Origin of the sequence: Streptomyces sp. NPDC091371, assembly GCF_040684275.1 — a bacterium.
In the GTDB taxonomy this organism is placed as follows: domain Bacteria; phylum Actinomycetota; class Actinomycetes; order Streptomycetales; family Streptomycetaceae; genus Streptomyces.
On record NZ_JBFBFP010000038.1, the window covers coordinates 64,988 to 76,891 of the forward strand.

The 11,904-nt window shown below is 70.6% G+C and carries 14 protein-coding genes; 5 read left to right on the plus strand and 9 right to left on the minus strand.

Annotated elements, in window-relative coordinates:
* Window positions 1-38: 38 nt before the first annotated feature.
* A complete protein-coding gene (locus tag AB0O21_RS30600) occupies window positions 39-317 on the minus strand; it encodes a glutaredoxin family protein (protein WP_365176100.1) in 279 nt (92 codons plus the stop codon).
* A gap of 92 nt (window positions 318-409) precedes the next feature.
* On the opposite strand from AB0O21_RS30600, the gene AB0O21_RS30605 reads away from it, so the two are divergent.
* From AB0O21_RS30605 to AB0O21_RS30615, 3 genes are all read left to right on the plus strand, one after another.
* Entirely contained in the window at window positions 410-1,381 is a 972-nt protein-coding gene (locus AB0O21_RS30605) for an HAD-IB family hydrolase (RefSeq protein ID WP_365176101.1), read from the plus strand.
* Window positions 1,382-1,776: 395 nt separating this feature from the next.
* Window positions 1,777-2,598 carry an ECF subfamily RNA polymerase sigma factor, BldN family gene (locus AB0O21_RS30610; protein WP_365176102.1) on the plus strand — a complete coding sequence of 274 codons (822 nt, stop codon included), beginning with the start codon at window positions 1,777-1,779 and terminating at the stop codon, window positions 2,596-2,598.
* A 222-nt stretch (window positions 2,599-2,820) separates the two neighbouring features.
* Window positions 2,821-4,023, plus strand: a complete 1,203-nt coding sequence (locus AB0O21_RS30615) for a DUF5667 domain-containing protein (protein ID WP_365176103.1) — start codon at window positions 2,821-2,823, stop codon at window positions 4,021-4,023.
* Between the two features lie 95 nt (window positions 4,024-4,118).
* On the opposite strand, the gene AB0O21_RS30620 is transcribed toward AB0O21_RS30615, so the two are convergent.
* The 8 genes from AB0O21_RS30620 to AB0O21_RS30655 all read right to left on the minus strand — a co-directional run bounded on the left by AB0O21_RS30620 (window position 4,119) and on the right by AB0O21_RS30655 (window position 10,896).
* Window positions 4,119-5,114 carry a lysophospholipid acyltransferase family protein gene (locus tag AB0O21_RS30620; protein WP_365176104.1) on the minus strand — a complete coding sequence of 332 codons (996 nt, stop codon included), beginning with the start codon at window positions 5,112-5,114 and terminating at the stop codon, window positions 4,119-4,121.
* Window positions 5,114-6,181, minus strand: a complete 1,068-nt coding sequence (locus AB0O21_RS30625; protein WP_365176105.1) for an NAD-dependent epimerase/dehydratase family protein — start codon at window positions 6,179-6,181, stop codon at window positions 5,114-5,116. Before AB0O21_RS30625 ends, AB0O21_RS30620 begins: the two co-directional genes overlap by 1 nt.
* A gap of 101 nt (window positions 6,182-6,282) precedes the next feature.
* Window positions 6,283-6,381, minus strand: coding sequence for an AURKAIP1/COX24 domain-containing protein (locus AB0O21_RS30630; protein WP_003948845.1), 99 nt, complete (start codon window positions 6,379-6,381; stop codon window positions 6,283-6,285).
* Window positions 6,382-6,502: 121 nt separating this feature from the next.
* Entirely contained in the window at window positions 6,503-6,712 is a 210-nt protein-coding gene (locus tag AB0O21_RS30635; RefSeq protein ID WP_008738568.1) for a helix-turn-helix domain-containing protein, read from the minus strand.
* Window positions 6,713-6,825: 113 nt separating this feature from the next.
* On the minus strand, window positions 6,826-7,656 hold the full coding sequence (locus tag AB0O21_RS30640; RefSeq protein WP_365176107.1) for a phosphatase: 831 nt from the start codon (window positions 7,654-7,656) through the stop codon (window positions 6,826-6,828).
* Window positions 7,657-7,831: 175 nt separating this feature from the next.
* Entirely contained in the window at window positions 7,832-8,983 is a 1,152-nt protein-coding gene (locus AB0O21_RS30645) for an acetoin utilization protein AcuC (protein ID WP_365176121.1), read from the minus strand.
* The gene (locus AB0O21_RS30650; RefSeq protein ID WP_365176123.1) at window positions 8,955-10,178 is read right to left on the minus strand and encodes an MFS transporter; all 1,224 of its coding nucleotides are present in this window, start codon (window positions 10,176-10,178) and stop codon (window positions 8,955-8,957) included. Before AB0O21_RS30650 ends, AB0O21_RS30645 begins: the two co-directional genes overlap by 29 nt.
* Window positions 10,179-10,230: 52 nt before the next feature.
* Window positions 10,231-10,896: an HAD family hydrolase gene (locus AB0O21_RS30655; protein WP_365176109.1), complete on the minus strand. Its 666-nt coding sequence runs from the start codon at window positions 10,894-10,896 to the stop codon at window positions 10,231-10,233.
* A 159-nt stretch (window positions 10,897-11,055) separates the two neighbouring features.
* Here AB0O21_RS30655 and AB0O21_RS30660 point away from each other — a divergent pair, with 159 nt between their 5' ends.
* Complete coding sequence (locus AB0O21_RS30660; RefSeq protein WP_365176111.1) at window positions 11,056-11,430, plus strand: type II toxin-antitoxin system RelE/ParE family toxin; 375 nt, start codon at window positions 11,056-11,058, stop codon at window positions 11,428-11,430.
* The gene (locus AB0O21_RS30665; RefSeq protein ID WP_365176113.1) at window positions 11,427-11,738 is read left to right on the plus strand and encodes a helix-turn-helix transcriptional regulator; all 312 of its coding nucleotides are present in this window, start codon (window positions 11,427-11,429) and stop codon (window positions 11,736-11,738) included. The genes AB0O21_RS30660 and AB0O21_RS30665 overlap by 4 nt, the downstream gene beginning before the upstream one ends.
* Window positions 11,739-11,904: the final 166 nt, after the last annotated feature.

The following is an 11,904-nucleotide window of genomic DNA, read 5'->3' on the forward strand; positions in this document are numbered from 1 at the left end:
ACCCCGCAAATCGCCCACGATGGTAACCGGGAAGCGGCTCAGGCCTCCAATGCCCGACGCAGCCGGTCCGGGTTCACCCGCCAGAAGGTGTGCTGCTCGCCGTCCACCAACACCACCGGGATCTGCTCCCAGTGCAGCCGGTAGAGCTCCTCGTCCTGCGAGATGTCCTTCTTCTCCCACTGGGCGCCCGTCTCGGCGCACACCTTCACGACGACCTCCTCGGCGTCGTCGCACAGGTGGCATCCCGGCTTCCCGATGAGCGTCACCATCCGCTCGCCGGGACGCTTCTTCTCTTTACGTCGCAACAAAGGGCTCATGCCTCCATTCTCGGCGGCGCCGTCCCGAAGTGTTAACGCCTCCGTTTCCCATCGGTTCGGGAACTCCCGAACACAGTGGCTATGCTCGCCACATGGCCGCTCTCGGATGGCTCACACCCCGTAGACGCTCCGCAACCGCGCGGAGCGTACTGGCAGGCGAGGCCTCGGCCGAGGCCGCCCGCAAGTCCGCACTGGGCGAATCCCCGCACCTCACGGAATCCGACCTCGACCTCGACACCGATCTCGAAGCCCTCGAGGAAGCGGAGGCCGAGGCGGAGTTCCCCGTCGCCGGCGACGACCTCGCCGCCGCCTTCTTCGACCTCGACAACACCGTCATGCAGGGCGCCGCGATCTTCCACTTCGGCCGCGGCCTCTACAAGCGCGAGTTCTTCCGCCGCCGCGAGCTCGCCCGCTTCGCCTGGCAGCAGGCCTGGTTCCGGCTCGCCGGCGTCGAGGACCCCGAGCACATGCAGGACGCCCGCGACAGCGCCCTGTCCATCGTCAAGGGCCACAAGGTCTCCGAGCTGATGCTCATCGGCGAGGAGATCTACGACGAGTACATGGCCGAGCGGATCTGGCCCGGCACCCGCGCCCTCGCCCAGGCCCACCTCGACGCCGGACAGAAGGTGTGGCTGGTCACCGCCGCCCCCGTGGAGACGGCCACGATCATCGCCCGCCGCCTCGGCCTGACCGGCGCCCTGGGCACCGTCGCCGAATCCGTCGACGGCATCTACACCGGCCGCCTCGTCGGCGAACCCCTGCACGGTCCCGCGAAGGCGGAGGCGGTCCGCGCGCTGGCCGCCGCCGAGGGCCTGGACCTCGACCGCTGCGCCGCGTACAGCGATTCGCACAACGACATCCCGATGCTGTCACTGGTCGGGCATCCGTACGCGATCAATCCCGACACAAAACTGCGCAAGCATGCCCGGACCAACGACTGGCGGCTGCGCGACTATCGGACCGGCCGCAAGGCCGTGAAGGTCGGCGTCCCGGCCGCCGCCGGAGTCGGCGCGATCGCCGGCGGCGCGGCCGCCGCCATCGCCCTGCACCGCCGCCGCAAGTAGCCCGGCGAACCCTTCCACCCACCGCCGCCAGCACCGGAGCCGTCCCGCACCCCGCGGGGCGGCTTCCCGTGCGTTCCGGGCCCGTTGACCCAGGCCATTCCCCCAGCCCTACCCCCCTGTCCGGCCGGCCACTCCGCGCTGCCCGACTCGGTCGCGAGCCCCCTTGGAACCGTCCATTCCGCGTATCCAAGCGATCAAGAATCGATCACCAACTGCGCCTGAATATGCCCTCGACACGCAACAGAAGTGTCGGAAGCGGTGATTTGAGCAACTGGGTGTAGCGCCGCCTGTACGAAGCGTTATTCTCCTCAAACGCATGCCACCGGCCATCTGTCGCCACGACGGGTGAACGGTCCCGCACTGCACGTGATGGAAGCTCTGCCTCTGGGAGTCCCGTGTACCCACCTGTCGGGGTTGACGCCTCGGGCCTGGCTACGCTGCGCGCAACGGTCCTCGACCACCTGCGCGGCTTCGTCCCCACCGCGTACGCCGTCCCCGCCTTCGCCGCCGCGGTCCCTGCCGGCTTCGGCCCGGCCGGTCCTTGCTACGCCCTGACGGACGGCGGAGCGACGGTGGGCAGACGCGGCCGCGCGGCCGGGGGGTCGAACGGCACCGCCGGCACGAGCACCCAGGCCGCCCCCACCCCCCGCCGCCCCACCGCCGACAGCGACCAGGCCCGCATGATGGACCTGGTCGAACGCGCCCAGGCGGGCGAGGCCGAGGCCTTCGGCCGCCTGTACGACCAGTACAGCGACACGGTGTACCGCTACATCTACTACCGGGTCGGCGGCAAGGCGACCGCGGAGGATCTCACCAGCGAGACCTTCCTGCGCGCGCTGCGCCGCATCTCCACCTTCACCTGGCAGGGCCGCGACTTCGGTGCGTGGCTCGTGACGATCGCGCGCAACCTGGTGGCCGACCACTTCAAGTCCAGCCGCTTCCGGCTGGAGGTCACCACCGGCGAGATGCTCGACGCGAACGAGGTCGAGCGCAGTCCCGAGGACTCCGTCCTGGAGTCCCTCTCCAACGCGGCCCTGCTGGAGGCCGTGCGCAAACTCAATCCGCAGCAGCAGGAGTGCGTGACCTTGCGCTTCCTGCAGGGCCTCTCGGTCGCCGAGACGGCCCGGGTGATGGGGAAGAACGAGGGCGCCATCAAGACGCTCCAGTACCGGGCGGTCCGAACCCTGGCCCGCCTCCTCCCGGACGACGCCCGCTGAGACTCTCACTTCCACAACATTCGGTGACCTCTCGATGACGCTGTGGTCCGATCATCCTTCGTCCGTAACCCAAGTGCCGCGACGCTCGTTGTGCGGAATGCAGGCTCCCTGTGGACACGCCCTGCCCGAAGCCGCTCACTCGAAAGTGTGGATGTGCTCAAGGAAGGCAACCTTCCGGACACCTTGGGGAGTCGATCGTCATGACGAGAGGAGGTGCCGCCAGTGATCGCGAACGTCACTCCGCACCGGCGGGCGAACGCCTTCGCCCAGGCCCTGGAGGAGCGGACCCCGTCCGACCTTTCGGAACCGGACCCGGCGGCCGAGCAGTCCGAGGCACCTGCCGAACCTGCCGACCACGACCGGTTGTTGGCCCTGGCGAGCGTGCTCGGCGAACGTATGCCGCGCCCGGTGCTGGACCCCGAGGTCAAAGTGGTGCAGCGGGCCCAGCTCGTGGCCGCCATGGAGGCCATGGTGCTGGAGGAAAGGGCCGGGGGCGGTGCCGCATCGGACCCTCTGGTGCCCGAACAGCGGACCGGCCGCGGCGCCCACCGGGCGACCCCGCTCCGGAAATTGCGGCCCCGCTCCCGCTGGTCCAAGGGCATCGCAGCGGGCGGCCTCACCGTGGGTGTGGCCGCGGGGGCCTTCAGCGGAGTGGCCGCTGCCAGTTCCGACGCCCTGCCCGGTGACCACCTCTACCCCGTGAAGCGGGGCATGGAGGACCTGAAGCTGGGCATGGCCGACGACGATTCGGACCGGGGCGAGCTCTATCTCGACCAGGCCTCGAGCCGTCTGTCGGAGGCCCGCAGGCTGATGGAGCGCGGCCGGACGGGCGTACTGGACCACGAGTCCCTGGGCGCGATCCGCCGAGCCCTCGCGGGCATGAAGCACGACGCCGAGGAGGGCCACCGGCTCCTCCAGGCCGCCCACGACCGGGACGGCTCGCTCGCCCCGATCCAGGCGCTGTCGTCCTTCTCCCGCGCCCACCGCGACGCGTGGGGCAAGCTCCGGGACAAGCTCCCGCCGCAGCTGGGCGACGTGGGCGGGGAGGTGGAGTCGGTCTTCCAGGCCATAGACGAAGACGTGGCGCCGTTCCAGGGCCTGCTCCCCAAGCCCCCGGAGCAGACGCGAGGCACCGGCCCGTCCGGCGCCTCCGCCAAACCGGGCACCCCCGGCGGCGCACAGCACTCCGCCCCGGCGCCGGGCACCCCGTCGGGCAGCCCCGCACCGTCCCCGTCGGGCAGCACCCGGCCCCCGGCGGACGGCGGCCTCCTGGGCGGTACGGGCAACCTGCTCAACCCGCCCGCCGGCCAGTCCACCCCACCCGCCTCGGGCACCCCGTCCGAGACGAAGCCGGACATCACCCTCCCACCCCTCCTCCCGGGCCTCCTCCCGGGCCTGGGGATCAACTCGGAGGACGCGGAGTAGAAGGAGCCGGAGGGGCGGGGTTGCCGCGCAGCGGCAACCCAGCCCCTCCGGCGTTTGAGGAGCGGGGTCCGGGGCAGAGCCCCGGCACTCAACGGTCAGAAAAAGACAGACCGTCGCTGCACCAGCAGCTTGTACAGCGTGTGCTGAATCTGCTCCCGCACCTGATCCGTCAGGTTGAACATCAGCATCGGATCCTCGGCCGCCTCCGCCGCATACCCGGCCGTCGGAATCGGTTCTCCGAACTGGATCGTCCACTTCGTCGGCAACGGCACCGCCCCCAGCGGCCCCAGCCAGGGGAACGTCGGCGTGATCGGGAAGTACGGGATCCCCAGCAGCCGCGCCAGCGTCTTCGCGTTGCCGATCATCGGGTAGATCTCCTCCGCCCCCACGATCGAACACGGCACGATCGGCGTCCCCGCCCGCAGCGCCGTCGAGACGAACCCGCCGCGCCCGAACCGCTGGAGCTTGTACCGGTCTCCGAACGGCTTCCCTATCCCCTTGAAGCCCTCCGGCATGACCCCGACCAGTTCCCCGGCCTCCAGCAGCCGCTGCGCGTCCTCCGCGCACGCCAGCGTGTGCCCGGCCTTCCGCGCCAGCTCGTTCACCACGGGCAGCATGAACACCAGGTCCGCCGCCAGCAGCCGCAGGTGCCGCTGCGCCGGGTGGTGGTCGTGGACCGCCACCTGCATCATCAGCCCGTCCAGCGGCAGCGTCCCCGAGTGGTTCGCCACGATCAGCGCACCACCCTCCTTCGGGATGTTCTCGATGCCCTTGACCTCGACCCGGAAGTACTTGTCGTACAGCGGCCGGATCAGGGACATCAGGACCTGGTCCGTCAGCTCCTTGTCGTAGCCGAACTCGTCGACCTCGTAGTCCCCGGTGATCCGGCGCCGCAGGAACGCCAGCCCCCCGGCGATCCGCTTGTCCCAGCCGTCACCCGCGGGCGCCGGCGGTGGAGCCGCCGGCTCCAAAACCTCGGGCTGGGGCTCCGGCTCGGGCACCGCCCGCACCCGGCGTCCCGGCGCCCGGCGTCCCGGCGCCCGCCGGCGCGGCCGGTCCTCGTCGAACGGAATGACCTTGGCGTCCGCCACTATCGCTTCGCTCCTTCAACCGCTTCCGCTTCGACGTCTGCATCCAGCATGGCCGCGACCCGGTCCACGGCCCGCCCGACCCGCTCCGGCGGCAGCAGCCCGCCGCCCCGGCTGCGCGCGAAGTCCGCGAAGGTCTCGGCGGTCGTGTACATCGGCGCAAAACCGAGCACGTCCCGCATCTGCGCGGTCTCCACGACCCGGCCGTGCGTGAGGAGCCTGATCTGCTCCGGCGAGAAGTCGGTGACCCCGACCGCCCGCAGCGCCTGCCCGACCCACGTCACCGCGGGCAGCAGCAGCGGCACCGTCGGCCGGCCCAGCCGCCGCGAGCACTGCGACAGCAACAGGACGCCGTCACCCGCGATGTTGAAGGTCCCGCTGTTCAGGGTGCCCCGCCGCGGCTCCCGCGCCGCCAGCCCCAACACCTCCAGCACGTCGTCCTCGTGGACGAACTGCAGCCGCGGGTCGTAGCCCAGCACCGTCGGCATCACCGGCATCGAGAAGTACTCGGCGAGCGCCGAGTCCGCGAACGGCCCCAGGATGTTCGCGAACCGCAGCACGCACACCGCGACGTCCGGCCGCCTGCGCGCGAAGCCCCGTACGTACCCCTCGACCTCCGAGGCGTCCTTCGCGAACCCGCCCGTCGGCAGCGACTTCGGCTGCGTGGTCTCGGTGAAGACGGCCGGGTCCCGGGAGGTGCCCCCGTACACGCTCGTACTGGACTTCACCACCAGCCGCCGCACCGTCGGGGACTTCTGGCAGGCCCCGAGGAGCTGCATCGTCCCGATGACGTTCGTTTCCTTGACGGCGCTGTGCCCGCCGCCGCTCCCCCCGGCGCCCCCGGTGACCGCCAGGTGCACCACGGTGTCCACGGCGTGCTCGGCCAGCACACGGGCGATCGCCGACTGCCTGATGTCCGTACGGACGAACTCGGCCGATCCCAGCCGGTGCGGCGGCTCCACCGCGTCCACGGCGATCACCCGCTCGACGTCCGGGTCACGCTGGATCCGGCGCACGAAGCGGCCCCCCAGCTGCCGGGCAGCCCCGGTGACGAGTACGACCTTCCCCACGAGCTCAGCGCCTCCCTAGATCGGAACAACCGTCTCCGGCTGCACCGCAGCCCCCCCACCAGGATGGTGGAGGGGCTGCGGAGAACACGTACAGCTGCCGTTTACTTCTTGTTACGACGCTGGACGCGGGTGCGCTTGAGCAGCTTGCGGTGCTTCTTCTTAGCCATCCGCTTGCGCCGCTTCTTGATAACAGAGCCCACGACTACCCTCGCTCACTTCTCTTCATTCGGTGCGGGGCGTCGGGGCCCACACGACCTACGTCGGCCTAGCCTACCGTCCCGAGCTCTGAGCTTGTAATCCGAGGGCGCGCCGGGGTCACTCTCAGGCCGACTCCACCCCCACATAGGACTCTCGGAGGTATTCGTGCACCGCGTTTTCGGGGACCCGGAAGGACCGGCCCACCCGGATTGCGGGCAGATGACCGTTGTGCACCAGGCGGTACACGGTCATCTTCGACACTCGCATCACCGAGGCGACCTCCGCCACGGTCAGGAACTGAACCTCACTGAGAGGCCTCTCGCCAGCAGCCATGACACACCTTGACCTTCCGCGCATGACGGGCACCGGCTTCCCCTCCGGTTACTCCTCGTCGTCGCACGCTCACTCCCAGAGTAGGGGCGTGTGATACGAGTGGGGAAGAGGAGCTACGTCCACTCCTTCCGACCCGACAGACTCGCCCGATTGAGCACATAGCGCGTAAGCGGCCGGTAGTAGTCCGCACGCACCGCGTCATCAAGCGGAACGGCCACCGAGACCCGCCCCTCGGCCTCCCCCACGAACAGCGCAGGATCATCGGTATCGGCCAGCCCGATCGCCTCCACACCGAGCTGACCTGCGCCGCAGACCCACCCGTGATCGCCGACCACCAGCCCCGGCAGCGGCCCGCCGGCCTCCGCCAGGGCCCCCAGCGCGATCCGAACCGGCAGCGGCGAATGGGTGTGCGCGCCGGTCACACTCCCCGACGACCGCACGCCGGGTTCCCGCACCAGCGCGACCCCCCGTACGTAATCGAGGCTGTACGTACGTACGCCGAACCGGGTCGCCATGTCGACACTCACCCCCTGCGCCGGGGTGAGGACAACACATCCCGCCGCCGACATCGCCTCGGCCAAAGAGGCGTAGAACCCCAGCAGCCGATGCGGATGCCCCGTCCCGAACATCACGGGCGCCCCTGCCTCGGCCACCGCCCGCAACCGCCCCGCGAACGCGTCCAGCGCCACCACCGTCCGCTCCGGGTCGATCACATCCGGCCCGCTGACGTGCGCGGGATCGGACGACACCCCGCACTTGTCCGCCATCAGCCTCAGCAGATCACCCTCGCCCCAGCCCCACTCGGGATCCAGCCCCAGCAGCACCCGCGGATCCCGCGCCGCGAACAGCCGGTAGCTGCGCAGGCTCTCCTCCCGCGAGGTGGCGACGGGCCCGGCCAACCGGGCGGCCAGCAAATGCGCACGCAACGCGCCGGTGCTCAACACCCTCCGATGCTCCCGCACCCCACCTGACGGAGCACCAATTCCCGAAAACACCCCCACACTTGGCGTAACCCGAGGCGAATCCAGCCCCGCCGGCGTTTGAGGCGCGGGGTCTGGGGCGGAGCCCCAGGGAACGGTGGAAGGGCGGGTAGGGGACAAGCCCCCGCAGGGCTCCGCCTCAGGTCAGCATCCCCCGCAGCGGAAACACCGCCCGCCGAGTGGCCAGCACCGCCTGATCCGTCCGGTCCGCCGGGTCATACCCCGCATCCCACTCCCGCCAGGACACCGGGCTCCGCCCGTCCGTCATCCGCCCCGGCGCCAACTGCCGCGTCCGCGCGTACACCTCGTCGCGCCAAGACGCCGGCACCGCCGTCTCCGGCTCCACCGGCCGGTGCGCGGCGATCCCCACCAGGTGCGTCCACGACCTCGGTACGACGTCCACCACCGCGTACCCGCCACCGCCCAACGCCAGCCACCGCCCGCCCGCGTACTCGTGCGCCAGCTCGTGACACGCCTCCTGCACCGCCCGCTGCGCGTCCAGCGACACCGCCAGGTGCGCCAGCGGGTCCTCGAAGTGCGTGTCCGCCCCGTGCTGCGTCACCAGCACCTGCGGCCGGAAATCCCCCAGCACCTCCGGCACCACCGCGTGGAAGGCCCGCAGCCACCCCTCGTCCCCCGTCCCGGCCGGCAGGGCAACATTCACCGCCGAACCCTCCGCCGCCGGCCCGCCCGTCTCCTCCGGCCACCCGGTCTGCGGGAACAACGTACGCGGGTGCTCGTGCAGCGAAACCGTCAGCACGCGCGGGTCGTCCCAGAAGGCGGCCTGCACCCCGTCCCCGTGGTGCACGTCCACATCCACGTACGCGACCCGCTCGGCCCCCAGCTCCAGCAGCCGCGCGATGGCCAGCGCAGCGTCGTTGTACACGCAGAACCCCGCGGCCCCGCCCGGCATCGCGTGGTGCAGCCCGCCGGCGAAGTTCACGGCGTGTTCCGCCTCCCCGCGCCAGATCGCCTCCGCGCCCGCCACGGACTGCCCGGCGATCAGCGCGGACGCCTCGTGCATCCCGTGGAAGGCCGGATCGTCCGCGGTCCCCAGCCCGTACGAGCCGTCCGCGACCCCGGGGTCGGCCGACACCTCCCGCACCGCGGCGACGTAGTCCTCCCGGTGGACGAGCCGCAGCGTGGAGTCCCCGGCCGCGCGGGCCGACCGTACCTCCATCGCCCGGTCCAGCCCGAAGGCACGGACCAGCCCCATGGTCAGTGCCAGACGCACCGGATCCATCGGATGGCTGGGCCCGAAGTCATACTTCGTTACCGCCTCGTCCCACATCAACAGCCCAGTCACCGGCTCGCCGCTCATGCCCGACACCGTATCGGGCCTCCACCGGTCCGAACGAGCGGGCGTAGACCAGCGTGATCAGGACCAGGACCATCGGCACGAGCATCGCGCCCCGGTAGCTCCAGGCGTCCCCGATGCCCCCGACGAGCGGCGACCCGATCAGGAACCCCACGTAGTTGAAGATGTTCAGCCTGGCGATCGCCGTATCGGACGCCGCCCCCGGGAACAGCCTCCCCGCCGCGGCGAAGGTCTGCGGCACGATCACGCACAACCCGATCCCCAGCAGCGTGAAGCCGAGCATCCCCACCCACGCCCCCGGCGCGGCGGCGACGACGGCGAACCCGGCGGCGGCCACCACCGTCCCACCCCTCACGACGGCGACGGCCCCGAACCGCCGCACCCCCAGGTCCCCGACGGCCCGCCCGATGAGCGTGGTCACCATGTAGACGTTGTAGGGGACGGTCGCCAGCTGCTCCGAACTCCCCAGCACGTCCTGGAGGTACTTGGCACTCCAGTTCGCGACGGTCGAGTCGCCGATGTACGCGCACGCCATCACCAGGCACAGCGGCAGCAGCAGCTTGAACCCCCCGGCCCCCAACCCCTTCTCCGCCTCCACCCCACGACCACGCTGGTCGACATAGAACCGGCTCCCCACCAACACCAGGGGCAGCAGCACGACCACGGCCGGCAGATAGCTCTCGAACAACCCAAGCTGCCAGTGCGCCCCGGCCCAGGCGGCCGACGCCCCCACGATCCCGCCCAGGCTGTACGCGGCGTGGAAGCCGAGCATGATGCTGCGCCCGTACGCCCGCTGGAGGCTCACGCCGAGCATGTTCATGGAGGCGTCCAGCGCACCCACCGACAGCCCGAACGCTCCCAGCGCCACCGCCACGTGCCACATCTGGCTGCCGGCCCCGACCCCCAGCAGCGACAACAGCACCAGCGGCTGCGACCACCGCAGCACCGCGCTGGGCGGGACCCGCTTCACGAGGTGCTCGGTGGCAACGCTCGCCACGCCCGCCAGGACCGGCACGGCGGCCAGGAAGGCGGGCAGCAGCGCGTCGGATATCCCGTACCGGTCCTGAATGGCCGGGATCCGGGTCACGAGCAGCGCGAAGGTGACGCCCTGCACGAAGAAGCTGAACCCCAGCGCACCGCGCCCGTGCCGCAGCCGCACATCTGCCATTGCCGTCATGGCGGCACAGCGTAGGCCCCGCGGCTACCCGTGGGTAGAGAGATCACATACCCAGTCCGGCTTCCAGCCCCAGCAGCCCGGTGAGCTGCTTCATGTCCCCGAAGTGCCCGGTGGCCCCGGGCAGCTGGTCGGCGGGCAGCATCGCGGTGAAGGCGAACACGTCCATCCCCGCGGCCACGGCTGCCTGGATGCCGAGCGGGCTGTCCTCGATGACGACACACCGCGAGGGCTCCACACCCATGGACCGCGCCGCGTGCAGGAACAGATCCGGAGCCGGCTTCCCCTTGCCCACGTCCTGCGAGCTGAAGATCCACTCCTCCTCGAACCACCCGTCGAGCCCGGCCGCCCGATGCCCGACCCGGATCCGCTCGTGGCTCGCGGAGGAAGCCAGGCAGTACCCCACCCCACCGGCGGTCAGCGCCCCGAGTACCTCCTCCACCCCGGGCACGGCCCTCAGCTCCCGCTCGAACGCGGCGAAGGTCCGCGCGTTCAGCTGCTCCTCGAAGTCGTCCGGCAGCCGCGCCCCGGTCCGCTCCATGACGAGGTCGTGCACCCGGTGCACGGCGGACCCCATGTAGTCGCGGAGCGAATCCTCATAGGTGGTCGGGTGCCCCAGCTCGGTGAGGTACTCGGCGAGGATGCCGTTGGCGAGCGGCTCGCTGTCCACCAGCACGCCGTCGTTGTCGAAGATGACGAGGTCGTAGCCCATACCCCAACCCTACGAGCGCGCACAGGCCAGACGGCCTCGACGCCGCCGATGAGAGGATCAGCAGACTCATGCGGCCGAGGCCCGGCCCTGCTTCACCCTTCCCGGTGATGTCCCGTGATCGCGCATTCCCCGGTCGCTGCCTCGCCCTAGGCTGCGCCCGTGACCGAACGCTGGATCATGGAGATCGAACCAGAGGTCCGCGAATGGTTGGACGCGCTCCCCGTGGCCCACTATCGCGCCGTGGAACGCCACGCCGACCGTGTCTTAGGCTCCCCCACCACGCTGGGCGAGCCCTACTCGCGGCACCTCGACGGCCCTGTCCGCGAGCTCCGCTTCGTCCTCGGCACGGAGGCGGTTCGCATTACGTACTGGCTGGCGCCCGGCCGCCGTATCGTGTTCCTGACGGTCTTCCGCAAGTCCCGCATGCGGGAGGAGTCCCAAGTGCAACGGGCTCTCTGGAAGCAGAAGGAATGCGAGTCCGAGCACTCAGCCGCCGACGATACCTACCACCGCGCCTTCGAGGAGCAGTCGTGAGCAAGGGCTACCACACCCGGTGGGACGTGCCTGACGCCCACCGTGCGGACGCGGCGTACATCGAAGCAGGAGCCGCGATCGCGCTGGGACAGGCAGTCTACGATCGGCGCACCGCGCTCGGCCTCTCCCCAAGCGAGCTGGCGCAGCTCGCCGGGTTGTCCGAGACCGAGGTCGAGCACATCGAGGGCGGGGCCGTCTCCCCCAAGCTCGGCCTGCTTCACGCCCTGGCCCGCGCTCTCGACGCCAAGATCGACCTCTCCATCGACGCCGACGACACCTACGTCCGCTTCACCGCACACGCTGCCTGACCTGTCCTGGCCCCTGCACGGGACAGTCGGCACGGAATTGGCCCATAACGCAGAAAAGCCCCGCACCAGAAGGTGCGGGGCTTTCCCACAATGATTGTTCGGCGGCGTCCTACTCTCCCACAGGGTCCCCCCTGCAGTACCATCGGCGCTGAAAGGCTTAGCTTCC